This window comes from Nocardiopsis sp. NRRL B-16309 (assembly GCF_001279585.1).
Taxonomy (GTDB): domain Bacteria; phylum Actinomycetota; class Actinomycetes; order Streptosporangiales; family Streptosporangiaceae; genus Nocardiopsis.
Genome location: NZ_LGEC01000002.1, coordinates 201,537 through 227,189 on the forward strand (window position 1 = coordinate 201,537; position 25,653 = coordinate 227,189).

At 74.2% G+C, this 25,653-nt stretch carries 18 protein-coding genes; 9 read left to right on the top strand and 9 right to left on the bottom strand.

Going from position 1 to position 25,653, the window contains the following annotated elements; translation table 11 throughout:
* Positions 1-40: 40 nt before the first annotated feature.
* Positions 41-2,146 (bottom strand): cytochrome c oxidase assembly protein, encoded by a 2,106-nt coding sequence (locus ADL05_RS00800; protein WP_053614867.1) that lies wholly within the window; start codon positions 2,144-2,146, stop codon positions 41-43.
* 370 nt (positions 2,147-2,516) lie between these two features.
* Between ADL05_RS00800 and ADL05_RS00805 the strand changes: the two genes are divergently transcribed.
* From ADL05_RS00805 to ADL05_RS00825, 5 genes are all read left to right on the top strand, one after another.
* Positions 2,517-3,746, top strand: coding sequence for an amidohydrolase family protein (locus ADL05_RS00805; protein WP_053614868.1), 1,230 nt, complete (start codon positions 2,517-2,519; stop codon positions 3,744-3,746).
* Between the two features lie 156 nt (positions 3,747-3,902).
* Positions 3,903-5,024, top strand: a complete 1,122-nt coding sequence (ald, locus tag ADL05_RS00810; RefSeq protein ID WP_053614869.1) for an alanine dehydrogenase — start codon at positions 3,903-3,905, stop codon at positions 5,022-5,024.
* A gap of 182 nt (positions 5,025-5,206) precedes the next feature.
* A complete protein-coding gene (locus ADL05_RS00815) occupies positions 5,207-5,815 on the top strand; it encodes a TetR/AcrR family transcriptional regulator (protein ID WP_053614870.1) in 609 nt (202 codons plus the stop codon).
* A gap of 202 nt (positions 5,816-6,017) precedes the next feature.
* Positions 6,018-7,172, top strand: coding sequence for an enolase C-terminal domain-like protein (locus ADL05_RS00820; RefSeq protein ID WP_053614871.1), 1,155 nt, complete (start codon positions 6,018-6,020; stop codon positions 7,170-7,172).
* Between the two features lie 263 nt (positions 7,173-7,435).
* Positions 7,436-7,891 (top strand): MaoC family dehydratase, encoded by a 456-nt coding sequence (locus tag ADL05_RS00825; protein ID WP_197285635.1) that lies wholly within the window; start codon positions 7,436-7,438, stop codon positions 7,889-7,891.
* A 10-nt stretch (positions 7,892-7,901) separates the two neighbouring features.
* On the opposite strand, the gene ADL05_RS00830 is transcribed toward ADL05_RS00825, so the two are convergent.
* The 4 genes from ADL05_RS00830 to ADL05_RS00845 all read right to left on the bottom strand — a co-directional run bounded on the left by ADL05_RS00830 (position 7,902) and on the right by ADL05_RS00845 (position 14,877).
* Positions 7,902-9,938: a glycosyltransferase family 2 protein gene (locus tag ADL05_RS00830; RefSeq protein WP_053614873.1), complete on the bottom strand. Its 2,037-nt coding sequence runs from the start codon at positions 9,936-9,938 to the stop codon at positions 7,902-7,904.
* A 166-nt stretch (positions 9,939-10,104) separates the two neighbouring features.
* A complete protein-coding gene (locus ADL05_RS00835; protein ID WP_053614874.1) occupies positions 10,105-11,766 on the bottom strand; it encodes a glycosyltransferase family 2 protein in 1,662 nt (553 codons plus the stop codon).
* Positions 11,763-13,769, bottom strand: coding sequence for a glycosyltransferase family 2 protein (locus ADL05_RS00840; RefSeq protein ID WP_053614875.1), 2,007 nt, complete (start codon positions 13,767-13,769; stop codon positions 11,763-11,765). Before ADL05_RS00840 ends, ADL05_RS00835 begins: the two co-directional genes overlap by 4 nt.
* Positions 13,770-13,842: 73 nt before the next feature.
* On the bottom strand, positions 13,843-14,877 hold the full coding sequence (locus ADL05_RS00845) for a class I SAM-dependent methyltransferase (protein WP_053614876.1): 1,035 nt from the start codon (positions 14,875-14,877) through the stop codon (positions 13,843-13,845).
* Between the two features lie 1,175 nt (positions 14,878-16,052).
* Between ADL05_RS00845 and ADL05_RS00855 the strand changes: the two genes are divergently transcribed.
* Positions 16,053-16,664, top strand: a complete 612-nt coding sequence (locus ADL05_RS00855; RefSeq protein ID WP_053614878.1) for a superoxide dismutase — start codon at positions 16,053-16,055, stop codon at positions 16,662-16,664.
* Between the two features lie 142 nt (positions 16,665-16,806).
* Here the strand turns inward: ADL05_RS00855 and ADL05_RS00860 are convergent, their stop codons facing one another.
* The gene (locus ADL05_RS00860) at positions 16,807-18,282 is read right to left on the bottom strand and encodes a PLP-dependent aminotransferase family protein (protein ID WP_053614879.1); all 1,476 of its coding nucleotides are present in this window, start codon (positions 18,280-18,282) and stop codon (positions 16,807-16,809) included.
* A gap of 121 nt (positions 18,283-18,403) precedes the next feature.
* Here ADL05_RS00860 and ADL05_RS00865 point away from each other — a divergent pair, with 121 nt between their 5' ends.
* Positions 18,404-18,895 (top strand): DUF3291 domain-containing protein, encoded by a 492-nt coding sequence (locus ADL05_RS00865; RefSeq protein ID WP_053614880.1) that lies wholly within the window; start codon positions 18,404-18,406, stop codon positions 18,893-18,895.
* Positions 18,896-18,953: 58 nt separating this feature from the next.
* On the opposite strand, the gene bioD is transcribed toward ADL05_RS00865, so the two are convergent.
* Entirely contained in the window at positions 18,954-19,670 is a 717-nt protein-coding gene (gene bioD / locus ADL05_RS00870) for a dethiobiotin synthase (RefSeq protein WP_053614881.1), read from the bottom strand.
* A complete protein-coding gene (locus tag ADL05_RS00875; protein WP_053614882.1) occupies positions 19,667-20,983 on the bottom strand; it encodes an adenosylmethionine--8-amino-7-oxononanoate transaminase in 1,317 nt (438 codons plus the stop codon). Before ADL05_RS00875 ends, bioD begins: the two co-directional genes overlap by 4 nt.
* 334 nt (positions 20,984-21,317) lie before the next feature.
* Between ADL05_RS00875 and ADL05_RS00880 the strand changes: the two genes are divergently transcribed.
* Complete coding sequence (locus tag ADL05_RS00880; RefSeq protein ID WP_053614883.1) at positions 21,318-22,556, top strand: 8-amino-7-oxononanoate synthase; 1,239 nt, start codon at positions 21,318-21,320, stop codon at positions 22,554-22,556.
* Between the two features lie 43 nt (positions 22,557-22,599).
* The gene (locus tag ADL05_RS00885; RefSeq protein WP_053614884.1) at positions 22,600-23,964 is read left to right on the top strand and encodes an SGNH/GDSL hydrolase family protein; all 1,365 of its coding nucleotides are present in this window, start codon (positions 22,600-22,602) and stop codon (positions 23,962-23,964) included.
* A gap of 103 nt (positions 23,965-24,067) precedes the next feature.
* Here the strand turns inward: ADL05_RS00885 and rocD are convergent, their stop codons facing one another.
* Positions 24,068-25,342, bottom strand: a complete 1,275-nt coding sequence (gene rocD / locus ADL05_RS00890; RefSeq protein ID WP_053614885.1) for an ornithine--oxo-acid transaminase — start codon at positions 25,340-25,342, stop codon at positions 24,068-24,070.
* Between the last annotated feature and the right edge of the window lie 311 nt (positions 25,343-25,653).

Here is a 25,653-nt window from a genome sequence, read left to right on the forward strand (position 1 = left end):
GGCCCGAGGCCCGAACCCGGCGGGCGAACCCCCGCCCGGCTCAGTCGTTCGCGTCCGCGGCCGTGCCCTCGTCCGTCGCCGGGAGCCCCCGCGAGCGGCGGTCCAGCTCGGCCAGGTAGGCGTTGTAGTCGTCCATGTCGGCGTCGTCGGACCCGCCGCGGCGGCTGTGGCGCTCGCGGCGGCGCTCCTCCTTCTCGTCGTCGCGCGACCACTGCACGACGAGCGCGAGCATGACCAGCACCGTCGGGATCTCGCCGAGGGCCCACGCGATCCCGCCGCCCTCGTACTGGTCCTCGGCCTGGCCCTCCAGCCACGGCACGTCGAACTGGTCGTAGAACTCCATGGCGATCGGCGCGGACTGCATCATGATCGTGATGCCGAAGAAGGCGTGGAAGCCCATCGCCACCAGTAGCAACAGGATCCGCAGCAGGAAGGGGACCTTCCGCGGGGCCGGGTCCACGCCCACGATGATCCAGTAGAAGAGGAACCCGGCGAGCAGGAAGTGCACGCCCATGAACAGGTGGCCGAGGTGGTCGTTCATCAGGTTCGCGAACAGCGGCGTGAAGTACAGCGCGTACGGGCTGATCACGAACAGCGGGGTGGCGACCGCCGGGTGCGTCACGACCTTGGAGAAGCGGCTGTTGAGGAACAGGTTCAGCCACTCGCGCGGGCCCCGGTCGCCGCGCCGCCTGGCGGGCTTGAGCGCGCGCAGGGCCAGGGTGACGGGCGCGCCCATCACCAGCAGGATCGGCACGAGCATCGACAGCACCATGTGCTGGATCATGTGCGTGGAGAACAGCACCATGGAGTAGGTCGCGAACCCGGTCAGCTGCACGGCCACGATCGTGAGCAGGCCCAGCACCCAGGCGACCGTGCGTCCGACCGGCCAGGAGTCGCCGCGCCGCAGGAGCCGGGCCACGCCCGCGGCGTAGAGCCCGCCCCCGACCACCACCAGCATGATGAAGAACAGGTCCGGGCGCCACAGCGTCAGCAGCGTCTCCAGGCTCATGGGCGGCGGGACGGGGAAGCCCAGGATCGCGGCGGCCGGGTCGACCGTGCCCTCCAGGGGCGGCGGCGGAGCGGTGCGCCCCAGGCCGACGGACACACCGATCACGACGGCCATCACCAGGATCTCCACGGCCGCGATCCGCAGGAACGCGCCGCGTCGGAACGAGCGCCCCTCCTTCCCGGGCGGCGCGTCCTCGATCCGCCGCAGCGCGTACTCGCGGTGCAGGTAGCCGAACGCGCCCAGGATCGCGAACAGCACGACCTTGACGAGGATGATGAGCCCGTACTCGGTGGCGATCAGGTCGGCCGGTGCGGCGAGCCGCGCCACGGCGCTGGCCGCGCCGCTGACTGCCACACCGGCGTAGGCCCACAGGGCCATCCGGCTGAACCGGGCGACCGCGACGGCCGAATTCTGTCCGTCGCGCCGCACGGCGTGGTAGGTGACCGCGGCGAGCCCGCCGACCCACACCGTGATCGCGATGACGTGCAGGGCCAGTCCGGTCACGGCCAGCTCGTGCGAGCCGGAGGAGGCCGAGTGCCCGGTCAGCCCGGGCGGGGTGACGGCGATCAGGCCGAGGGCGAGCAGCCACAGGGCCCCGGTGGCCGTGACGACCGTGCGGCCGAACAGGGCGATCCCGGTGGTGATGAGGACGACGAACATCAGCGCGATGCCGGTGGAGACCGATCCTGCGTAGGCGGTGACCTCGTCGACGCTCACCCCGCCGAAGGGCCGCGCCAGGAACTCCGAGGCCTGGAAGTACATCGTGAACACCGCGGCCACGGCCCAGGCGAGCGCCGCCCAGGTGGCCCCGCGCACGTACTCGGTGGCCTGTTCGCTCAGCCGTCCGCGCTCGGAGGGGAGCAGGACCGCGGCGAGCAGCAGCAGTCCGACGGCCAGGACGGCGGAGGCGTCCATGACGACCTTGGACAGCGGCAGGCCCCAGCGCACCGCCTGCCCCGCGTCCGGCAGTCCGGGGATGAGGACGGGGAAGGCCGCTCCGCCCAGGATCAGGGTCAGGACGAGCGCTCCCAGACACAGGGCCGCGGCGGCACCCGCGATCACCGGTACGCGACCGGTGCCGGGCGCTTCGTCGCGTTCCTGCGGGGAGGAAGTCGTGTTCTGTGCGGGAGGAGCCACTCGCCACTCCGTCGTCGAGGTCGGTCCGGTGCTGGACGGCGTCCCCGGTCCACCCGCCGCTGGCCAGCTCCGTTCCGGCGGGGGCCTCGCGCGGAGGAACACCGGAGCCCAGGTTAGACGGTGGTCCGCGGGCGTCGGACCCGGGTCGCTCCCCGCGCGGGCGCCCCGGAGGGCCGACCGGGGGCCGCGGTACCGATCCGCGCCGCGGGAAGTGACGTTTCCCCCGTGTGGCCGGGCTTTGCGCGATACGCTCGGTGTCCGAGCCGGGACAGCGCCCCTCCCGTCTCCTTCTCGCACCCGACGTCCGGACGCGGCGCTTCCCGCGGTACCCCGGCCCTGCTTCTCGACGCGAGCGTTGGAGCCAATCGAGATGACCGAGTTCGACATTGTGGTCCGTTCCACGCGTGTGGTCGCACCGGACGGGGTGCGGCCCGCGAGCGTGGCGGTCCGGGACGGCCGGATCGAGGCCGTGGGCGCCTACGACGCGCCCCTGTCCGCCGCGCGGGAGACCGACCTGGGGGCCGTGGCCCTCCTGCCGGGCGCGGTCGACCTCGACACCGGGGTCCAGGTGCCGGGCCAGGACCTGGCCGAGGCCTACCGGCGCGTGGGCCGGTCGGCACTACGCGGCGGAGTGACCAGTGTGGTGGCCTCCCCCGCGCCCGCGCGGCCCGCCATCACGTGCGCCGACGCCCTGCACGTCCACCAGCGGGCGGCGGCCGGCACGCCGGTGTCGGTGTACTTCCTGGGCGGGGTGACCCGCGGGACCGGACCGCTGGACCTGGCCGACCTCCAGGCGGCCGGCGCGGTGGCCTTCCGGGGGTCGCTCTCGGACGGGGGCGCTCCCGACATGGCCGCGCTGAGCGACGCGCGGCTGCGCAAGTCGATGGCCGAGATCGCGGCGCTGGACTCGGTGCTGCTGGTGCACGCCGAGGACGCCGACGAGCTGGGCACCCCGGCCGTGTCGGCGGAGCAGCGCCCGCCCCGGGCCGAGCGGCGCGGGCTGGAACGGGTGATCGCGGCGGCGCGGGCGGTGGGCACGCGCACGCACGTGGGCCCCTTCTCCGCGGCCGAGTGCGCCGCCCTGCTGGCGGCGGCGGAGTCGATCGGAGTGGCGCTGTCCGCGCAGACCTGCGCGCACTACCTGTGCCTGCCCGCCGAGGCGCTCCCGCCCGGCTCCCCCGCGCACGCGTGTCGGCCGCCGGTGCGCTCGGACGCCAACCGCAAGGCGCTGTGGAGCGCTCTGCTGTCGGGGGACTCGGCGATCAGCACGGTCGGGTCCGGGCACCTGCCCGCCAACGGGATCCACACCCTGGACTGGAACCTTCCGGCGCTGTGGACGGCGGCGGTGCGGCGCGGACTGGGCCTGGCCGACCTGGCGCGGTGGGCGTCGCGGGCCCCGGCCGACCTGGTCGGGCTGACCGGCAAGGGCCGGATCGCGGTGGGCTGCGACGCCGACCTGGTGGCCTTCGACCACCTGCGCGGCCGGACCGTCCCGGCGGATGATCCGAGCCCGTACGCGGGTAGGGAACTGACGGGCGCGGTGGGTCCCGTCTGGGTGATGGGCCGCCGCCCGCCCCGGGATTCGGACATCACCGCCTGAACCCGCTCGAACCGCGTGGCACCCGTGTCACACCCCACACGACCCGCTTACACGCTGTCAACAAGGTTGCTGACGGCTTTGCATGTTGGCGATAGCGCCACGGTGGCTTCCCAGGTCACAGTGGGGGTATCAACGGAGATACCAGTTGGAGGAACAGTGCGCATCGGCGTCCCCCGCGAGATCAAGAACCACGAGTACCGGGTGGCCATCACCCCGGCGGGAGTCCACGAGCTCGTCGGTCGCGGCCACGAGGTCTTCGTCGAACGTGACGCCGGCGTCGGCTCCTCCATCACCGACGAGGAGTACACGACCGCCGGGGCGACCATCCTCGACACCGCGGACGAGGTGTGGGCCGCCGGTGACCTGATCCTCAAGGTCAAGGAGCCGATCCCCGCGGAGTACCACCGCATGCGCGAGGGGCAGACCCTCTTCACCTACCTGCACCTGGCCGCGTCCCGCGAGTGCACCGACGCCCTCCTGGACCGCCGCGTGACCGGCATCGCCTACGAGACCGTGCAGCTGCCCGACGGCGGGCTCCCGCTGCTGGCCCCGATGTCCGAGGTCGCCGGCCGGCTCGCCCCGCAGGTGGGCTCGGTGACCCTCCAGCGCCCCAACGGCGGGCGCGGCGTGCTGATGGGCGGCGTCCCGGGCGTGCGCCCGGCGCGCGTCACCGTGATCGGCGCCGGTGTGTCCGGCCTGAACGCGACGCAGATCGCGGTGGGCATGGGCGCCGACGTGACCGTGCTCGACCTCAACGTCAACAAGCTGCGGCACGTCGACGAGCTCTACCGCGGCCAGGTCAAGACCGTGGTGTCCAACGCCTTCGAGCTGGAGCTGTCGGTCCTGGAGTCGGACATGGTGATCGGCGCCGTCCTGGTGCCCGGGGCCAAGGCGCCCAAGCTGGTCTCCAACGAGCTCGTCTCCCGGATGCGCCCGGGCGCGGTGCTGGTCGACATCGCCATCGACCAGGGCGGCTGCTTCGAGGACTCCCGTCCCACGACACACGACGACCCGACCTTCCGGGTGCACGACACGGTGTTCTACTGCGTGGCCAACATGCCCGGCGCCGTGCCGAACACCTCCACGCACGCGCTCACCAAGGACACCCTGCGCTACACGGTGGCCCTGGCGGAGAAGGGCTGGCGCCAGGCGCTGCGCGACGACGCCGCGCTGGCCGGGGGCCTGAACACCTTCGACGGCGCCGTGGTCTACGCCCCGGTGGCCGAGGCGCACGGTCTCAAGCACGTGCCGCTGGACGAGGTCCTGGCGCAGAGCTGATCCCGTACCGGTCCGGGTTCGGGCCGGACGGAAGCGCGAGCCGGAGGGACCGCCCAGCGGGGGCGGTCCCTCCGGCCGTCGCGGTAGCGCGGGCGCCGGTTCCGCGCCCGGCGGCCGACGGGACCCGCGCCCCCGTCCCTCGCCGCGGTCCCGGAAACGAGGACTCGTCCTACAGTGGCGCCATGCCGAAGATCTCCGACGAACGCCGCGAGGAGCGCCGCCTGCAGATCGTGCACGCCGCCATGAGGTGCGTGTCCGCGCAGGGCTTCCACAAGACGACCATGGCCGACGTGATCCGCGAGTCCGGGATGTCGGCCGGGGCCGTCTACGGGTACTTCCGCAACAAGGAGGACCTGATCGTCGCCATCGCCGACAAGGCGACCGCGCTGGCCGACCGGACCATCGGGGAACTCCTGGAGACCGACCCCCTGCCGACCCTGTCCGAGATGATCGAGCACATCACCACCACGATCACCGGCATGGAGCGGGGCGAGCAGGGCGACCTCACCCGTGTGGCGGTCGCGGTGTGGGCCGAGGCCATGCGCGACGACCCCGTCCGCGACCTGGTGAGCGCCCGCTACCGCCGGATGCGCAGCCGCTTCGCCGAGCTGGTCCGCGCGACGCAGGCCGTCGGCCGCCTCGACCCCGCCGAGGACGCCGAGCTCGTGGCCCACGCGCTGTTCGGTCTGATGCCGGGGTTCGTGCTGCAGCGCCTGCTCATGGCCGACGTCGAGCCCGACTCCTACGCCCGCGCCGTGCGGGGACTCCAGGGCATCTCCGACACCCCCTGACACCGACGGGAACCGGCGCGAGCCCCGGACCGTGCCACGCTTGCCCCGCGTTTCGGCTCCGACCGGGGCTTCCGGGTGGTGTTCGCCGCACCGGCGGGGTGGTCGGCCCGGTCCGGCGCGGGTACCGTCGAAGGGACAGCCCGCGCCGCGGACGCACGTCCGGCCGAGGTCCGGGACACCGCAGACACCGAGGTGGGACAGCGTGGCACCACATACTGGATCGGCGACGGCCACACGCATCGTCGAGCTGGAGCTGATCGGCCTGCGGGACTCGGCCGCCGGCCGGGGCGCCGGCGGCGGCCCGGCCCTGGTGCGCGTGGCCGACGGCGAGGGTGTCAGCGGCTGGGGCGAGATCCCCTGGGCCGGCCCCGCGCGGTGGGAGGCCCTCACCACGTCCTTCGCTCCCGCGCTGCTCGACCACGCCTGGCTGCGCCCCACCGAGGCCGGTGAGGCCTGGGCGGACCTGCCCTGGGACCCGGCCGTGGCCGGTGCCCTGGACACCGCCTGCTGGGACCTGTGGAGCCGCCAGCGGGGCACGCCGCTGGCCCACGCCCTGGGCGGCGAGCGCACCGCGCTGACCGCCGGGGTGACCCTGGCCCGCCAGGTGACGTTGGAGTCCGTCGTCACGGAGGTGAACCGGCAGGTCGGCGCGGGGTTCCGGCGGATCCGCCTGGAGATCGAACCGGGTTGGGACGCCGACGTGGTCCGCGCGGTCCAGGGCAGCTTCCCCTTCCTCGTGCTGCAGGCGGACGCGGGCGGCCGGTACACCGAGTCGGCCGCCGACCTGGACTCCCTGCGCGCGCTCGACGGCATGGGCCTGCTGGCGATCGAGGACCCCTTCGACCCCGACGACCTGGCCGCCTACGCCCGCCTGGCGGGCGAACTGCGCACCCCGGTGGCACTGCACCGGTCGCTGACGTCCGTGGCCGACCTGGGCGCGGCCGTCCGCGCCGAGGCCGGAAGCGCCGTGAACGTGGACCCGGCACGCCTGGGCGGCCTGACGGAGGCCCGCCGCGCCGTGGACCGGGCGGTCGACGCGGGCTGGACCGTCTGGTGCGGGTCGTCGGCCCGGACCGGCGTCGGCCGCGCGGCCACCGTGGCGCTGGCGTCGCTGGCCGGGGCCTCGCTGCCGGTCGAGGTGCCCGGGGCCGGAAGCCGCGGCCGGGACCTGGTCGTCCCCCCGGTGCGCGCGCACGAGGGCGTGGTCCCGGTGCCGCTGACGGAGAGCGGCCTGGGGCACGGCGTCGACCGCGCCGCGGTGGCCGACCACACGGCCCGCGCGGTGGTCGTGGACGCCGACGGACTGCGCGAACTCCCCACCCGGCGCACCCGCGGGCGACGCGCCCAGGAGCGCTGACCGCACGACGCGCACCCGCCGTTCGATGCGCGCCGCGTGTGCACGCCTGCCCGCCGCCGCCACAGCCCCCAGCCCGCGGGGCGGGCCACCCCGCCGCCCACACCCGCCCCCGCGGCCCCGGGACCGCACGAGACCGCCCTGCGGGCGCTGCCGCATGTCCGCGGACGTGCGGACGGGGCCCCGGGACCACGCAAACCGAACAGTGTTAGGTAGAGTGGCGGCACCGTCCGGCCCCCAGCCCGGACCCGACGAACGGAGACATCGTGCGCGTATTCGCCGACATCCAGGAACTGACCGCGGCCCAGGGCGAGACCCTCGGCCCCACCGACTGGATCAGCATCGACCAGACCCGTATCGACACCTTCGCCGACGCCACCGGCGACCACCAGTGGATCCACATCGACCGCGAGAAGGCCGCCGCCGGCCCCTTCGGGACGACGATCGCCCACGGCTACCTGTCGCTGTCCATGCTGGCGTTCTTCTCACCGCAGCTGCTGACCGTCACCAAGCGGCCGGCCATGACCGTCAACTACGGCCTCAACAAGGTCCGCTTCCTCCAGCCGGTCACGGTCGACTCGCGGATCCGCGACACCGCCGTGCTCTCGGAGGTCAAGGAGACCCCCAAGGGCACGCTGCTGACCGTCTCGCACACCGTGGAGATCGAGGGCCAGGAGCGCCCCGCCCTGGTCGCCGACGCCCTCGGCCTCTGGGTCGCCTGACCGGCCCGGCTCACGCCTGCCCGCCGACGCGGGCGGCGTCCCGGTCCACTTCACCGAACGGGACCGGCTCGCCCTCCAGAATCTCACTCGGCCGCCAGCCCGACCACTGGTCGACCCGCTTGCCGATGAAGTAGGACAGGTCCTCGTTCCAGGTGTGGCCGCCACCCGCGCGGCGCAGGATGTAGCCCAGGCCGTGCGCCGAGTGGATGCGGCCCCCGTTGTGCAGCAGGGCCGTCATCAGCTGGGTGTCGATCGCGCGGGGCAGCGGACGGAACCCGCCGACCTCCTCCCACAGGCCCCGCTCGAACATCAGCGTGCCCCCGGAGACGAACCGGATCGGCATCTCGCTCTGCTTGCCGCGCCGCACGGTGAGGTCGAGTTCCTCCAGGTAGACGAAGTCCTGGACGTTGCCGACCAGGTCGGCTCCGGAGTAGGCGCGGGCCAGCAGCAGGTCGGCCAGGTGGTCGGGGCCGTACCAGTCGTCGTCGTCCCACTTGGACACCAGGTGGCCCGACACCCGGTCGACCGCGTCGTTCAGCACGGAACCGAAGACCTGGTCGGCGTCGGCCTCGTGCACGATCAGCGGCAGCCCGGTCCCGGTGAACTCACGGACGGCGGCCGCCACCTCCGGCAGGTCGGCGGTGAACCCGTGCAGGGTGAGGACCACTTCGAGCCGGACCCCGCGCTGGCGGGCGATCTGGGCTAGCGCGAACCCGACCATCTCCGGCCGCCGGGTGCACAGGATCACCGACACCCGGGGCTCGGGCGCCACGGGGACGCCCATGTGCGCGGCCAGCGCCTGCCAGCGGGCGCGCTGGCCGTGCGTGCGCAGTGCCGCGCGGCGCAGCCGCACGCTGTGCTCCTCCCGGCGCAGCGGGTCGTCCAACTCGACCCCTTCCGACCCGGACAGCAGGTCGACCAGGGTGTCGCCCAGCCCGACGGCCCAGCCGGGCACCGGACCGCTCAGCAGCGGCACACCGCCCGCGGCCAGCGACGCCACCGCGCGGACCGTCGAGACCGGGCCGCCGTGCCCCTCCCACCGCACGCGGACACCGCGCAGGTGGCGCATGCGCTCCAGCGCGACGTCGGTGACGGTGCCGTCCGGAGCGACCTCGGCCACCACCTTGCCGCCATCGGCGACGACCGTGCGCCCGTCCACGGCGGTGAGCTCGGCGACCGGACCCGTCACCCGCGACCGGAACCCGACCGGGTTGACGGTGCGCTCGTCGATGGGCGGTACCGCCAGCACGGGGTCGCTCTCGCTGATCCGCAGCGCCGGGGCGGACGCCTCCTCGTCGGACCGCACGGTGTCCGCCTCCCACACGTCGGCCCCGCTGGCGCGCCGGTCCGCCACCGCGATCTCCGGGTCGTCCCAGTCGGGCAGCGCCGACCCGTCGTCGGTGCGCAGGACCAGGTCCACCGCCGGGACCGCCTTGAGCCGGGGCGCGGGCCCCGCCGCCGGGGCCCACAGCGCCCCCGGGTCGCCCGCGCGCCACGTCGCGGCCTCCGGGCCGTACAGGGCGGCCAGGGGCCGCGGGGCGGGCACCGGGCGCCGTCCGCCGGTGCCCTCGAAGACCCCGGCGACCACCGGGGCCACGGGGGTGCCCGCGGGGAAGAAGAACTCGCAGATCCACCCGTGCTTGCCGAGCCGGCGGGTGCTCTGTTCCTGTAGGCCCCGCCACTCCCCCAGGCCGGGTGCGGCCGGGATGGGCGGGCGGCTGTGCTCGGGCGCGTCCGTCACGGCCACCAGGATGTGCGCGGCCGCGGGGAAGCCGGTCATGACCGTGACGGCCCGGCGCAGGTCGGTGTAGGTGGCGGCCAGGACGACGCACAGCGCGACCGAGCCGGACGTGCCCTCGCCGCGCACGCCCGGCACGGTCAGCGGCTCGCCCACGGGGTGGGTGTCGAGGTCCACGAGGCGGTCGTGCGCGCGCAGGCGCAGGCGGTCGAGGGCGTCCAGCGTCCGGTTGGGCAGACCCGCGCGGCACAGCACGGCGGGTTCGTCGCCGCGCGTGCGCAGCGCCTGGCGAAGGGCATTGGTGATCATCGGTGACCTCGGGTGGTTTGGGTACGCGGTGCGAGTGCCCCGTCGGAGGCGCGACTGCCGGGCCCAGCGCGGCGGGAGCGAGCACTGGAAGCACCGGTGCGATGACAGGTCGTGGCCATGGGCCGTGGGCGCCGCGGAACGGTCCGGGCGCCCACCGGCCACGGCCTCAGCGGGCGATGCGGCGCAGGACGCGGCGCGCCAGGCCCGGGGTGAACCAGCGCAGCTTGCGCTCGGCACGCTTGGCCCGCCCGCGCATGCGCTCGACCTCGGCCAGGGCCCGGTCGAGCTCGCGGCGCAGCGCCTGCGGGCTCTTGGTCTCCGCGCTCTCCTCGGCCTCCGCCTGCACGACGCAGTCGTTCCCGGGCATCCAGTAGGTGCCGTACACCTCGTCCACGGCGCGGTCCAGCTGCCGTCCCTCGGCTCCGGGCTCCAGGTGGAGCGCCCGCGCGAAGGCCGCCCTGCGCTCCAGGCGCAGCACCCCGTCGTCGGCGCGCGCGGCCCCGGGCAGGGGCGCGCACACCAGTCCGGCCTTGTTCTTGTCGGCGGCCCCGATCAGGTCGGCCACCAGGGTGCGGACCGGCGTGGTGCCCACGGGCACGCGCAGCACGAAGGGGACCTGGGAGTCCGCGGAGGGGGTCTCCTCCACGAAGCGGACCCGGGCGTCGCCGCGGAAGGTCTCCTTGACCAGCCGCAGGTCCAGGAGCTCCTCGTCCAGCGGCGCGCGGCGGCCGTCGTCGAGCTCGCCCCACGCTCCGACCATCCACACCCGGATGTCGGGGGTGGTGCCGGACAGCAGGGCGGCGGCGGTGGCGTCGACCTGCTCCAGGGTCGCCCCTGCGACGTCCAGTACGACGTCGGCGTAGGGCACCTCCCACACCCGGTCGTGGCGCCTGCGCCGCAGGTGGTGGTCGGGCACGCGGTTGGACACGTACGGGCCGCGGTAGCGCATGCCCGCCTCGCGGCGGGTCTGCATCTGGGTGCGGCCCAGGTGCCAGCTGCTGGTGTCCAGGTCCGGGATGAACACCGCGCCCTGCTGGGACACCCGGTAGCCGAGTTCGGTGTCACCGCCCAGGACCAGGTCCCGGTCCAGGCCGCCCGCCGCCTCCAGCAGGGAGCGGTGCAGGGACCCGGTGGCGCCGATGAAGACCTTGTAGGCGTGGCGGTCGGCGGAGCGCAGCGCGTCGCGCTTGGCGATGTAGTCCTCGACCCAGTGCGGGTCCGCGCCCTCCCGGTCGAAGAGGGTGTCCGCCCGGCCCTGGGCGACCTCGTCGCGCACGTACTCGGGAGTCATGGCCTTGGGGTCGAAGTCCACGAACAGCTTGTGCCCCATGGCCACGCCGTAGTCCAGGAGGTGGTGCCAGCGCATCTGCGACTCGACGTGCTCGCGGTAGACGAGCATGTCGGCGTCCAGCCGCAGGACGACCTGTCCGGAGGTGGCGGCCACACCGGTGTTGACCGCGTGCGCCGACCCCCATCCGCCGGGCGCGGAGGTGATCAGCCGGGTGTTCTCGGGGCGCACCTCGGGCAGGGTCAGCGGCTCGGGCGAGCCGTCGTCGACGACCACGACCTCGGTCAGGTGCGCGGGGTAGCTCTGCGCGGCCAGGGAGGCCAGGACCAGGGCCAGCTTCTCGGGCTGCCCGTGGGCCGGGATCACGACACTGACGGACAGCGTCGGGGTCCACTCGCCCAGGGCCGGCGGCTCCAGCGGTGAGTAGTCGTTGCGCGTCAGGCGCGGCTGCTCGGTGTGGCCCGCCTCGCCCCGCTTGAGAGCGTGTGCTGAGCGCGGTTCGCCTGCGGCCGGCCCTCGGCCGGTGTCCAAGGTGGTCAACGGAGTCCCCCCGTGTACTCGGTGACGGGCTGGCCCAGCGGTGCCGGCTCCCCCTCCAGGAGGGCGCTCGGGCACCAGCCGGGCCACTGTCGCGTGTGGTCGTGCAGGAATGAGGCCATGTCCTCGGACCAGGTGTGTCCGCCGCCGGTGCGGCGGAGGACGTACCCGAGTCCGTGGGTGCGGTAGATGCGTCCACCGCCGCGTGCGACGGCGATGAGGAGCTGGGTGTCGATGGCCCGGGGCAGCGGCCGGAAACCGCCGGTCTCCTCCAGGACCACGCGGTCGGTGAGGATCGTGCCCCCGGCGATGAAGGGGGAGGCGATCTCACAGGCGCGGCTGCGCCAGACCGTGAGGTCGACCTCCTGGAGGTAGACGAAGTCCTGGCCGGCTCCGACGAGTTCGGCTCCGGAGTAGGTCCGGGCGAGGACGAGGTCGGCGAGGTGGTCGGGGCCGTACCAGTCGTCGTCGTCCCACTTGGCGACGAGGTCGCCGCCCGCGCGGCCGACGGCGTCGTTGAGGACCGCGCCGAAGACCTGGTCGGCGTCGGCCTCGTGCACGGTCAGCGGGATGCCCGTGGCCCGGAACCCGGCGAGGGCCGGGGCGACCTCGGGCAGGTCCGCCGGGAAGCCGTGCAGGGTGAGCACGGCCTCGACGGACACGCCGCGCTGCCGGGCGATCTGGGCGAGCGCGAACCCGACCATCTCCGGGCGGCGGGTGCACAGGACCACCGACACCGTCGGCTCCGGCGGGACCGGCACGCCCGCCCGGGCGGCCAGGGCGCGCCAGCGGGCGCGGTGGCCGTGGGTACGCAGGGCCGCGCGGCGCAGGCGGACGCTGTACTCCTCCCGGCGCAGGGCGTCGGCCACGTCGGCCTCCTCCGCGCCGGTGATCAGGTCGGTCAGCGCCCCGCCCAGCCCTCCGGCCCAGCCGGGCACCGGGCCGCTCAGCAGCGGCACACCGCCCGCGGCCAGGGAGGCCACCGCGCGGACGGCGGCGCTGGGCCCGGTGTGGCCCGACCAGTCGACGCGCACGCCGCCCAGGTGCCGCAGCCGGGCGAGGTCGACGTCGGTGACCGTCCCGTCCGCCGCGACCGTGACCAGGTCCTTCGTGCCCTCGCGGACCACGGCGCGCGATCCGTGGACGGTCAGGTCGGCCAGCGGGCCACCGGACACCCGGACGAACCCGGTGGGGTTGACGGTGACTTCGTCGATCGGCGCGACGGCGTGGATCCGCTCGTCCACCGGGATGCCGTCCGACTCGCTGACCTCGCGGGCGCGGGAGGTCCCGCCGGTGATCGCGGTCCAGGAGTCGGCCGACGTGGTGCGGCGGTCCAGCACCGGCACGGTGGTGTCCGTCCACTCCGGCGGCCGGCCGGCTCCCACGCGCAGCGCGAGGTCGCCCACGGGCGTGACCCGGCGCAGCGGGACGGGCCCCTCGCCCTCGATGCCGTGGACCCCGGTGTCGCCGGGCCGCCAGAGCGCGCCCTCGTGGCCGCTGAGGACGGGCAGCGGGGCGACGGCGGGGCCGCGGCGGCGGCCCCGCGTGCCGTGCATGACCGCGTCGAGCACCTCGGAGGTCTCCACGGCGTTGGGGAAGAACAGTTCGCACAGCCATCCGCGGCGGCCGACGCGCCGGACCCGGACCTCCTGCACGTCGCGCCACTGCCCCGTTCCGGGCGCGGCGGGGATCGGCGGCTCCTGGAGCCCCCCGGTGTCGACCAGCGCGACGAGCACGTGCGCGGCGCGGGGCAGGTGGACGCTCACCGTGACGGCCCGGTGCAGGTCGGTCGGTGTGGCGGCCACGACCGCGACCAGACCCGCCTCCTGGTCCCCCAGGACGGACACGCCCATGGGATGGGTGTCCAGGTCGACGACGCGGTCGGCGGGCCGGAGCGGCAGGCGGTCCAGGGGGACACGCGCGCTCCGGTGCGCGCCCGTGTGGCACAGCACGGCGGGTTCCCGGTCGCGCGTGCGCAGGGCGTTGCGGACTGCGGTGGTGATCATCTGGTGACCTCGGGTGCGTGGGCGGTACGGCCGGAACCGCGTGGCCGGGACCGGACCGTGGGCTGCGGCGTCGTCAGACGCCCTTGCGGCTGAACACGTGCGCCCCCTTCTCGGCGTGCTCCTCGGTCCGGTGCAGTGCGGGGTACTCGGCCAGCCAGCGGTCGCCGATCGCCCGCTCGTCTGGCCGGTCGGCGTCGTCCAGAACGAACACGACGTCCTCCGTGCAGCGCGGCATCAGGTTCGGAAGCGCGGGGTAGCGGGCATGCCTGCCGGTGGCCTTGGGCGGGCCGTCCACGAACACCAGACCGATGCCCTCCAGGTCGTCCAGGATGGCGGCGTCGTACCAGCGGTCGGCCGTGGAGACCTGTTCGTCGCCGACCGCGACGGTGACGGCCTCGATCCCGGTCAGGGGCGCGGTGCGGACCTCGACGATGTCGTCCAGCCCGTGGGAGGCGACGAGCGCGCGGCTGAGCTCGGCGTAGCGGGCGTCGTGCTCGACCGCGACGAGCCGTCCGCCCCCGGCACGCCGCAGGGCATAGCCCATCCACACGCTGGAGGCCCCGCTGCCGAACTCCACGACCAGGTCGGGGCGCAGGCGGTCGATGTGGCGCACCAGGACCCGGAGGACGTCCGGGGAGGCGGCCCACCCGCGCAGCGGCGGCATGAAGGGGGCGGTGTCCAGGTGGCGGGTGAGTTCGTTCCAGGCCACCTGCTGCTCGTAGTCGTGGCGGCCCTGCCTGTCGATCGCGCCGGTGATCTTCCGGGTCATGGTGGGCAGGGAGTGCGACTGGATGCGGTTGACGCGGGCGCGGGTGGCGTCCAGAGCGCGGATGGTCTCCAGGCGGTCCCGGCCCAGCGTCTCGGTGACCTTGCGCGTCTGTGTCCTGACCTCCTGGGACACCGCCAGCATGGAGCGTCGCAGCAGCAGGACGGCCGCTCCCAGCGCGACCACCGCGCCGGCCAGTGCGACCAGGCCGGTGACGACGAAGGACTCCGCCACGGTCAGCAGCCCGAGCACGCCCAGGACCGTCGGGGCGGCCAGCGCGACGATCGCGAGCGCCGCGGCGGCGAGGAGGAGGGGGCGGCGTCCGCGTCGTGGTGTTGCCATGGGTGGGTACCTCCGGGGTTTCGGACACGGCACGTGGGGCGTGCGGGGGACATGGCGGTGTTCTCCGTGTGAAACGACCAGTTTCGAGCGCGTCTCCGACGGCGCCGGGAAACTCCCGCGAAGCGATGTCGACACTAACGCCCCTAGGGAATAGCACGGCCCCGTCCAAGGGAAATCAAAACCGGAATGACACCCAATTCCCCCATTGTTCACCAGCCCCTCACCCAGGCATCGATTCCGCGAGGCCCGGCGTTCCCCGACCGGGACGGCGGCCGTCCACTGGCCTCCAACAGGGCCTCCTCGTCCATCGATGGGAGCGTACGGGCGCGGGCGGCGGTCTTGTCCGAGTAGTCCCAGAACACCAGCACGTTACCCACGACGGCGCCGCACTCGCCGGAAGGACACACGCAACCGGCGAGGTCCGTCGCCGTGACCTGTCCGGGCACCACGCCGAAGGCCGGGTCACCGGACCACCAGGCCACCCGGCCACCGGGAACACCGAGAGCACCAAGAACACCGGGAGCACCAGGAGCACCGGGAACACCGGGAGCACCGGGAACACCGGGAACACCGACTCACGTTTCACCCACGGGGCACACCGGTCCGGCTTCCACTCCACGCGCTCCACGCCCCGGCCGCCCGACCGCCCGGCCGGCGTCCGGGCGGCCACCGCCGGGACCACCCGGACGCGGACACCGCCGGACCACGGAACGGACGCCGGTGCGGAGCCGAACGGCGGGTCCGGTCATCGGCGGCGGGTCCGACCGGAAGGCGGCCGCCCCTGTGACAGGAACGGCCATGAATGGTGACGGGACCCGAAGAATGGGGGCGGCGCCGGACCGAAAGGGGGCGGGCAGCGGGAACGGCCCCGTCGCTTCGGGCGCCGAATGATCGCCCCCTCCGGTGCCGACCGGGTGAAGGGCGGGCGAACGAGCGGGCAGCTCCCGCGGTCGACGTGACGCCCCACGGACCCCGCGACACGCCACGCGTCCGGCGCATGACCCTGTGCCATCACCGGTGGTCTACCCAGGGCGGCTTCCGCTGGTGTTTATTCCCGGGTCGCGGTGTCGAGAGGCTGACATCGGGCACCCCGCGCACTGGCTGATAGCTTGCTCGGTAGCGATCCCATCGCTGGTAAGCACGACGATTCACGTCACTGGAAAGGTGCATCAGAGATGTCTGCGCCGTACTCGCTGCCCGAACTCACCTACGACTACGCGGCCCTGGAGCCGTGGATCTCCGGTCAGATCATGGAGCTCCACCACTCCAAGCACCACGCCGCCTACGTCGCCGGTGCCAACACCGCGCTGGAGAAGATGGCGGAGGCCCGGGAGTCCGGCGACTTCGGCACCATCCCCATGCTCGAGAAGAACCTCGCGTTCCACCTCGGCGGCCACGTCAACCACTCGATCTTCTGGCAGAACCTCTCGCCCGAGGGCGGCGACAAGCCGACCGGCGAGCTGGCCTCGGCCATCGACGACCAGTTCGGCTCCTTCGACGCCTTCCGCGGGCACTTCGGCGCGGCGGCCAACAGCATCCAGGGCTCGGGCTGGGCGATCCTCGCCTGGGAGCCCCTGGGCCAGCGCCTGATCATCGAGCAGCTCTACGACCAGCAGGCGAACATCCCGCACAGCACCACCCCGCTGCTGATGCTGGACATGTGGGAGCACGCGTTCTACCTGCAGTACAAGAACGTCAAGGCCGAGTACGTCAAGGCCTTCTGGAACGTCGTCAACTGGGCCGACGTCCAGGCGCGCCTGGAGAAGGCCCGCTCGGTCGAGTTCTAGGACGGCGCGCCCGAGCGGCGCGCCCAGTGCGGGCGTCACCGCACGCCTGCCCGGACACGGCGGGCACGGCACGGGCCGCGTGACGCAAGGGCGGCACCACCCCCCGGGTGGTGCCGCCCTCGTGCTGCGGGGGGACCGGCGCTCAGACGACCAGGCGGTCCGGGTCCTCGACCACGGGTCCGTGCCGGTCGAGTTCGCGCCAGGCGCGGCCGAGCCGCCAGACCAGCTCCCGGGCGGTGTCCTCGTCGAAGGCGAAGGGCAGGCGGAAGTACTCGTCGTAGCGCCCGTCCTCCGCGGCCGACATCATCGGGCCGGGGATCAGCTCGACGTCGTGGCACAGGGCCACCTGCGCGAACGCACGGGCGTCGACCCCGGGCAGCTTCACCCACAGGGCGGCTCCGCCGTCGGGGCGCTGCCACTCCCAGGTGGGCACGGCCTCGCGCAGCAGCGCCTCCATCCGGTGCAGTGCCTCACGCAGGTGCTCGGAACGCGCGGCGGCCAGTTCGTCGTAGCGCGGCAGCAGGCGCACCGCGACGCCCTGGTCGAGCAGAGGACTGCCCAGGTCGGCCAGGACCTTGCGGCGGCTGAGCCGCATGGCGATCTCCACGGGGGCCCGCAGCCAGCCCAGGCGCAGCCCGGCCCACCCCACCTTGGTCAGCGACTCGACGGTGATGACCTCCGTCCCGCGCGGGGCGAACGCGGCGAGCGGCGGCGGCTCCCCCTCGGCGCGCAGGCCGGTGAAGGCGCTGTCCTCCAGCACGGGCGTGCCGTACCGGGCGGCCAGTTCGCCGATCTCGCGCCGCCGCGCCGCGCTCATGAGCCGCCCGGTGGGGTTGTGGTACGACGGCATCACGTACAGCAGGTGGGGCGTGTACTCGGCGATGGCCCGGCGGAGCGCGTTCGGGTCGATGCCCTGTTCGTCCAGCGGCACCGGGTGGAAGGCCGCCCCCCGGTCGCGCATGAGGTCCAGGCACCCCGCGAACCCGGGGTCCTCCGTGACCACGGGGGACCCCTTGCGCAGGTAGAGCTGGGAGACGAGGGCGACGGCCTGGTGCGCGCCGGTGGTGACGACGATCTGGTCGGGCGAGGTGGGCAGCCCCTGCCGCTCGTAGTGGTCGGCGATGGCCTCGCGCAGGACGAGCAGCCCGCGCGGCTGGTAGCTCTCCTCCGCCATGAGGGCGGGCAGGTCGTGCTCGGCGACCTCGCGGACGGCCTCTCCCACGATGTCCAGTGCCGGGGTGCGCATGCAGGCCACCGAGATGACGCGCGGCGTCTCCCTCAGCAGGTTCTGGTACATCGGGTTGGCGAGACTGCCGGGCACCCAGCCGTCCCCGCGGACCGGGCCCACGCTGGCGCTGACGCGCGTGCCGCTGCCCTGCCGGCTCTCCAGGACGCCCTCCGCGCGCAGGGCGTCGTAGGCGGAGACCACCGTGGTGCGGCTGAGCCGCAGCGCGGCGGCCAGCGCCCGCTCGGAGGGCAGCCGCTCCCCGGCCAGGACGGTGCCCTGGGTGACGAGGCCGTGCAGGGCGTCGGCGAGGCGCCGGTAGAGCGCGCCGCTGCCGGCCGACCAGGCGCCGAGGTGGTCCACCAACACGCCGACTTCGCGAGAAGAGTCCATTTACCGCTCCATTGGATCTGTCTGGATGGACCGCGTCTCTCCATACTGGCATCACCGGAAGGGATACCACCAGCACCAAAGTGGCCCCTTCATTGCCAGTCCACTCTTCTGGGGAGAACCGATGCCGTCCCTGATCCCGCACCAGCGCACCTCGGTCCGCCACTCGGTGCCGACCGCCCGGTCGGCACCCGCGCCCGTGTCGGGGGCGGTGCTCGCCGAGGCGAGGACCCTCACCACCCCTGACGGCGACCACTGCGCGCTGTTCTCACTGGTCCTGGCCATGCGCCGACGCGCCGAGGACCATTCCGGGTACCTGGAGGAGGTCCATTTCTCCGACGAGGGGAACCGCGTGCGGATCGTGTCGCGGTGGCGGTCGGCCGAGGAGCTGCGGGTCTTCGTGGAGCAGGCGCACGACGACCTGCTCGACTACCGGGCGGCGAGCGGCGGCTTCCCCACGGTGGAGCGGACCCTGTGGTGGTCGCCGGCCGACACGGAGGTGACGGCGGCGGAAGCCGACCGGCGCACCGAGCACCTGCGCGCGTACGGCCCGGGTCCCTACGCCTTCACCCTGGCCGCCCCCGTCCCCAGGCCCGCGGAGCCGCGGGTGACGTGACGGAGACGACCGGTCCCGCCTGCCAGGGACGAGCAGGTGGGCTTCGGGGCCGGTGGGGTCAGGCGGGATGGCGCGCCGTGAAGGCGGCGGCGTCCCAGGTGCCGCCCAGACCCGGGGCCAACGCTGCCCGGGCGGTGTCGGCGAACGCGGGGGCGTCCAGGCCGCCGCTGCCCTCGGGGACGGCGCCGAGCAGCGGTCCGGCGCCCATGGTCGGCAGGTCCGCCAGGTTGCAGCGCTCCGCCAGGTCCGGCTCGCGCGGCCAGGAGCCCACCACGACGCCGACCGGCCCCAGGCCGCGGGCGCGCAGTGCCTCGCCGGTCAGCGCCGTGGCGTTGAGCGTGCCCAGGTCGGGCCGGGCCACCACCAGGACCGGCGCGGACAACAGGACGGCCGCGTCGGCGAGGGTCTCGCGCTCGGCGTTCAGCCGCACCAGCAGTCCGCCCGCACCCTCGACCAGTACCAGGTCGTGGTCGGCGGTCAGGCGCACGGCGGCGTCCGCGACCTCCTCCGCCCGCACGCACCCGGCGCCGCACCGGGCGGCGGCGGTCGCCGGGGCCAGGGGGTCCGGATAGCGGACGAGTTCCGCGGTGGTCACGCCCGGGGCCAGCCGCGCGACCTCGGCCGCGTCCCCCGGCTCCCTCGCGGCGACCCCCGTCTGCGCGGGCTTGAGGACCGCCACCCGCCGTCCGGCGTCCCGTGCCGCGGCGGCGATCGCCGCCGTGACCACGGTCTTGCCCACCTCGGTGCCGGTCCCGGTCACCACGAGCAGGCTCACCGCGCCCCCAGCGAAGCCTCGGCCGCGGCGACCATCCCCGCCGCGATCACCGCGACGTCCTCGTCGGTGCACACGTAGGGCGGCATGGCGTAGACGTGGTGGCGGAAGGGGCGCAACCACACCCCCGAGGCCACGGCGGCGCGCGTGGCCTCGCGCATGCGCACCGGTTCGTCGAGCTCCACGACGCCGATCGCGCCGAGCACGCGCACCTCGCGCACCCCCGGCAGCGACTCGGCCGCCGCCAGCCCCTCGCGCAGCCCGGACTCGATCCGCCGCACGTCGGACCGCCAGTCGCCGCCGGTGAGCAGTTCGATCGAGGCCAGGGCGGTGGCGCAGGCCAGCGGGTTGCCCATGAACGTGGGCCCGTGCGCCAGGACCGGCACCTCCCCCTCGGCGATGCCACGGGCCACCCGGCCCGTGCACAGGGTGGCGGCCAGGGTGAGGTAGCCGCCGGTCAGCGCCTTGCCCAGGCACATGATGTCGGGCGTGACCCCGGCGTGGTCGGCGGCGAACAGCTCACCGGTGCGCCCGAAACCCGTGGCGATCTCGTCGAAGACCAGCAGCAGGCCGTGCTCGTCGGCGATCCGTCTCAGCTCGCGCAGATGGCCGGGATGGTGGAAGCGCATCCCGCCCGCGCCCTGGACCACGGGCTCCACGATCACGGCGGCCAGGGTGTCGGCGTTCTCCGCGGCCAACCGCTCGAACTCCGCCGCCCAGGCCGGATCCACCGGGGCGTCGAAGCCCGCGGGCGGCCGGGGAGCGTGCACCTGGCGCGGCAGGACGTCGTCCCACAGGGAGTGCATGCCGCCGTCGGGGTCGCACACGCTCATCGCGTGGAACGTGTCGCCGTGGTAGCCGCCCCGCCAGGTCAGGAAGCGGCGCCGCTCGGGGCGGCCGGTGGAGCGGTGGTACTGGAGGCACATCTTCATCGCGACCTCCACCGACACCGAGCCGGAGTCGGCGAGGAAGACGTGCTCCAGCCCGTCCGGGGTGATCTCGACCAGGGTGCGGCCCAGCTCCGCGGCGGGGCCGTGGGTCAGCCCGCCGAACATCACGTGGCCGAACGCGTCCACCTGCCCCCGTACCGCCGCGTCCAGCGCGGGGTGCCCGTAGCCGTGGATCGCCGACCACCACGACGCCATCCCGTCGACGACACTGTGCGTCGCGCCGTCCGACCACAGGTCCAGACGCGTGCCCCGCGCCCCGGTGACCACGTACGGCTCCTCGGCGGCGGGGACGGTCGTGTACGGGTGCCAGAGGTGGGCGCGGTCCGCGGCGCGCACGCGCGCGGGATCGAGAGGGGTCGACGTCATGGTGCCCCATTGTTCACCGGGCGCGCCGGCGGCGGCCACGTGGGCGCCGCCAGGAATCGCGGCCGAACTTTGTGGGCTTCCGCGGGTGACGGTCCCGTGCCCGAACGGCAGAGTCGTAGAGGCCTCCCTGGCACGTGGACCGGACCGTCCCAGCGTGATTGGCCGCCGCTGGGCCGGTTCCGCCCGCGGTGCGCGACGGCCGGGACCGCCGCGTCCGCGCGCCGCCCGCGCCTCCTGGTGCCGGGCCCCGTCCCCCTCGCCCGACACCGCGTGCGCCGGTCCCGCCACCGACCGCGTGCGTCGGCCCCGCCACCGACACGAGGAGACCACCGACATGGACAGCGCCGCGACCACCGCGCCACCGCGCCCCTGGCCCCTGCGCGCCGGCCGCCCGGGACCGGCCGGGTCCGGCCCGTCCCTGCCCTTCGCGTGGTTGGACGGAGCCGCCCGCCGGCGCGCCGAGGCGGGTCTGACCCGCCGCACGGTGCCGCGCTCGGTCGACGACGGGCTCCTGGACCTGGCGGGCAACGACTACCTGGGCCTGCTGCGCCACCCGGACGTGGTGCGCGCGGCGGCCGGGGCCGCCTACGCCTGGGGGGCCGGGGCCGGGGGATCGCGCCTGGTGACGGGGGACACCGAACTGCACGGGGAGCTGGAGCGCGAGCTGGCCGACTTCTACGGCACCGAGGCCGCGCTCGTGTTCTCCTCCGGCTACGCGGCCAACCTCGCGATGGTCTCGGCTCTGGCCGCCCCCGACGGCGGGGACGCGCCCCTGGTGGTGTGCGACCGCTACAACCACGCCTCGCTGATCGACGCCACCCGGCTGGCCAAGGCCTCCGGCGCCCGGGTGGCGGTCTTCGACCACGCCGACCCCGAACACGCCGCCGCGGCGCTGGAGGGCGCGCGCGACCGTGCCCTGCTGCTGAGCGACACGGTCTTCTCGGTGGACGGCGACCTCACCGACGTGGCCCGGCTGGCGGAGACGGCGCGCGGGACGGACGGCACCGCCCTGCTCCTGGACGACGCGCACGGCCTGGGCGTCGTGGGTCCGGGAGGGCGCGGCGCGCTCACCCTCGCCGGGCTGCGCGGGGCCCGCGACGTCGTGGTGTCGGTGACGCTGTCCAAGTCCCTGGGCGCGCAGGGCGGCGCCGTGCTCGGTCCGCGCCGGGTCGTCCGGCACCTGGTGGAGACCGCCCGCACGTTCGTGTTCGACACGGGGCTGGCACCGGCCTCGGTGGGCGCGGCGCTGGCGGCCCTGCGCGTGCTGCGGGCCGAACCCGAGCGCGCCGAGGCGGTACGGGGCCGGGCCGCGGAGCTGTCGGAGGGGCTGCGCGAGCGCGGGCTGACGGTGAGCACGCCGGACGCGGCCGTGGTGTCGGTGATCGCCCCGTCCCGCGAGTCCGCGCTCGCCTGGCGCTCGGCCTGCCTGGAGGCGGGCGTGCGCGTGGGGTGCTTCCGCCCGCCGTCGGTGCCCGACGGGCGGTCGCGGCTGCGGCTGACCGCCCGCGCGACCCTGGACGACGCCGCGGTGCGCCGGGTGCTCGACGTCGTCTCCACCACCCGACCCGGGTAGCCTGGCCCATGCTGGAGCCCTTGTTCGGGAGGCGGTAGCAGCGGTGTCTGAGCGTGGTGACGACGGTTCCGGGGCGGAGACCCCCGAGAATCCGCCCGGGTCCCCCTCCGACGACGCCCGGGCCGGTGACGGCGCGCGTGCGGGCGATCACGCTCCCGCGGAGGAGCCCGCGCGTTGGGAGGAGCCGGCGACGACCGACGGTTCCGGAGCGGACGGCGCGGCTTCGGCCGCGGCCGAACCGCGCCGGCCCCGCGGGCGGCGCAGGGCCCGCATCGCCCTCATCGCCAGTGCCGTCCTCGTCCTCTCCCTGATCGTCACCCTGGTCGTGCCCCCGGCCCGCGACGGCCTGGTCGACCTCTGGTGCGAGGTCACCGACGGCGTCTGCCCGGTCGAGGAACTCCCGCCCATCACCGAGGACGAGGACACCGACCCCCGGGTGCGCATGGAGCCGGAGGAGGCGGCGCTGTGGGGCAACTACGTGGCGCTGGGCGACTCCTACTCCTCCGGCGACGGCGCGGGCGACTACGACCCCGCCACCGCCGAACCGGGCGGGTGCTGGCGGTCCGAGCACGCCTACTCCCGGCTCATCGAGCAGGAGTTCGACTTCGCCGGCGCGCTCGGCTTCTACGCCTGCAGCAGCCACCGGGCCACCCACATGCTGGAGCAGATCGGCACCCCGGAGTCGCAGATCGAGCGGGTCACCGAGCACACCTCGCTGGTCACGCTCGGCATCGGCGGCAACGACCTCGGCTTCATCCCCGTCCTGCGCACCTGCATCGTGCGGATGCCGCTGCTGGAGAACGGCGCCTGCCAGGCCCAGGAGGGGGAGATCGGACGGCGGCTCGACGCGTTCGAGGAGGACCTGGCCGAGGTGCTCGGAGAGATCCGCGACCGCGCCCCCGACGCCCGCGTGCTCGTCCTGGGCTATCCGCGGCTGTTCCCCGAGGAGCCCCTGGGCATGTACTACACGCTGACCGTCAGCGACCAGGAGTGGTTGAACGGGATCGGCCAAGGCCTCAACGAGCGCATCCGCGACGTCGTGTACGAGGTCGACGGGCGGGTGTACGGACAGCGCCAGACCGGGAGCGTCGAGTTCGTCAACACCTACAGCGCCTTCAACGGCTACGAGGTCAACGCCGACGAGTCCTGGCTCAACGGCATCGTGCTCGGCCAGTTCGGTGAGGGACTGCGCGTGGACCGGGCGAGCTTCCACCCCACGGCACAGGGCCAGATGTCCATCGCCGACCGGGTCCGCCAACAGATCGAGGAGGGCCCCGAGCGCGTCCTCTACGTGTCGCCGGAGACGCTGGCGACCGCCGAGCCCGACCAACTCGCGGCCGAACTCGGCGGTCCCCTGGCCCCCGTCATCGGGCCGCCCGCCCCCGGCTCCGCCGAGGACGGCGAGTAGCGGGCGCCGCGGCCTTCCGGAGCGGTACCGCGGCCTTCCGGAACCGTACCGCGGCCTTCCGTGGCGCCGCCGGGCCGTGCCCGACGGCGCCACGCTCCCCGCCCTAGCGCCCGGCCCTCAGCTCGGCCAGGACCTCGCCGAAGCGGTCCAGACCCCAGTTGAGGTCGTCCTCACTGATGACCAGCGGCGGCGACATCCGCACCGTGGAACCGTGCGTGTCCTTGACCAGCACACCGTGCTCGGCCAGCTTCAGGCACAGCTCCTTGCCCGTGCCCAGCGCCGGGTCGACGTCGATGCCCGCCCACAGCCCGATGCTGCGCGCCGACACCACGCCGTCGCCCTCGAACTCCTTGAGCCGACGCTTGAGGACCTCGCCCAGGCGCCGCGCGTTCTCCAGGTAGGGGCCCTCGGTCAGCATGGTGACCACCCGCCGTCCCACGGCGCCCGCCAGCGGGTTGCCGCCGAACGTGCTGCCGTGCTGGCCCGGCTGGATCACCCCGAGGACGTCCTCGTCGGCGACCATCGCCGACACCGGCAGGATGCCGCCGCCCAGCGCCTTGCCGAACAGGTAGGCGTCGGGGACCACGCCGGTGTGCTCGCAAGCCCGGATCGTCCCGGTCCGGCCGAGCCCCGACTGCACCTCGTCGGCGATGAACAGGACCCGTTCGCGGTCGCAGATCTCCCGCACCCGCGGCAGGTAGTCCGGCGGCGGCACGATGACGCCCGCCTCGCCCTGGACGGGCTCGATCAGCACCGCCGCCGTGGTGTGGTCGATCGCCTGCGCGATGGCCTCCGCGTCCCCGTAGGGCACCGAGCGGAACCCCGGGGTGTAGGGGCCGAACCCGGTCCTGGCCTCGGTGTCGGACGAGAACGAGATGATCGTGGTCGTACGCCCGTGGAAGTTCGCGCCCGCGACGACGATGGTCGCCTGGTCCTGCGGGATGCCCTTGACCTCGTAGCCCCATTTGCGGGCCACCTTGATGCCGGTCTCCACCGCCTCCGCGCCGGTGTTCATCGGCAGGACCTTCTCCTTGCCCGCCATCTCGGCCAGGGCGCTGACCCAGGGGCCGAACTGGTCGTTGTAGAAGGCGCGGCTGGTGAGCGTCACCCGGTCGATCTGCTCGTGCGCCGCCGCGAGGAGGTCGGGATTGTGGTGGCCGAAGTTCATGGCCGAGTACCCGGCCAGACAGTCCAGGTACCGGCGCCCCTCGACGTCGGTCACCCAGGCTCCGCGGCCCTCGGCGATCACGACGGGCAGGGGTGCGTAGTTGTGCGCCGAACGCGCCTGTGCGAGCGCGATGTGATCCGCGCTGGTGAGTGCCTGTCCACCGGGGTTTCCGGCGGAGTCCTGCTCGCCCAGATTCTGGGTGCTGCTCATCTAGCCGCTCCGATCACCATTGACCGTTGTCAGTCCTGAGATACCCACCGCCGGGCCCGGTAGAGCCCTGGGGCGGGAAACCATCAAGAGTTGAACAGATCACACGGCGCCCCCACAAGAGGTAAGCGATGTCACGCGCCGGGCCGCGGTCCGAAACCTCGGGCGCCAGGGCCGGGAACACCCTCTGAGCGGGGCCGTCACTTTCGGTGTGACCTGCGAGGACTCCGTGAGTGACGCGGTCCACAACCCCGCTGGCGATCGGGTCGGCCCCCGAGGGGTACCGTCGCGTGAAAGCCACTCGGCCGCCGTGA

Excerpts from the sequence above, each read along its gene's own strand:
- ADL05_RS00840 (WP_053614875.1), bottom strand. The coding sequence starts at position 13,769 with ATGATCACCACCGCAGTCCGCAACGCCCTGCGCACGCGCGACCGGGAA.
- ADL05_RS00805 (WP_053614868.1), top strand. The coding sequence starts at position 2,517 with ATGACCGAGTTCGACATTGTGGTCCGTTCCACGCGTGTGGTCGCACCG.
- ADL05_RS00830 (WP_053614873.1), bottom strand. The coding sequence starts at position 9,938 with ATGATCACCAATGCCCTTCGCCAGGCGCTGCGCACGCGCGGCGACGAA.
- ADL05_RS00880 (WP_053614883.1), top strand. The coding sequence starts at position 21,318 with ATGGACAGCGCCGCGACCACCGCGCCACCGCGCCCCTGGCCCCTGCGC.
- rocD (WP_053614885.1), bottom strand. The coding sequence starts at position 25,342 with ATGAGCAGCACCCAGAATCTGGGCGAGCAGGACTCCGCCGGAAACCCC.
- ADL05_RS00855 (WP_053614878.1), top strand. The coding sequence starts at position 16,053 with ATGTCTGCGCCGTACTCGCTGCCCGAACTCACCTACGACTACGCGGCC.
- ADL05_RS00860 (WP_053614879.1), bottom strand. The coding sequence starts at position 18,282 with ATGGACTCTTCTCGCGAAGTCGGCGTGTTGGTGGACCACCTCGGCGCC.
- ADL05_RS00845 (WP_053614876.1), bottom strand. The coding sequence starts at position 14,877 with ATGGCAACACCACGACGCGGACGCCGCCCCCTCCTCCTCGCCGCCGCG.
- ADL05_RS00815 (WP_053614870.1), top strand. The coding sequence starts at position 5,207 with ATGCCGAAGATCTCCGACGAACGCCGCGAGGAGCGCCGCCTGCAGATC.
- ADL05_RS00875 (WP_053614882.1), bottom strand. The coding sequence starts at position 20,983 with ATGACGTCGACCCCTCTCGATCCCGCGCGCGTGCGCGCCGCGGACCGC.
- ADL05_RS00865 (WP_053614880.1), top strand. The coding sequence starts at position 18,404 with ATGCCGTCCCTGATCCCGCACCAGCGCACCTCGGTCCGCCACTCGGTG.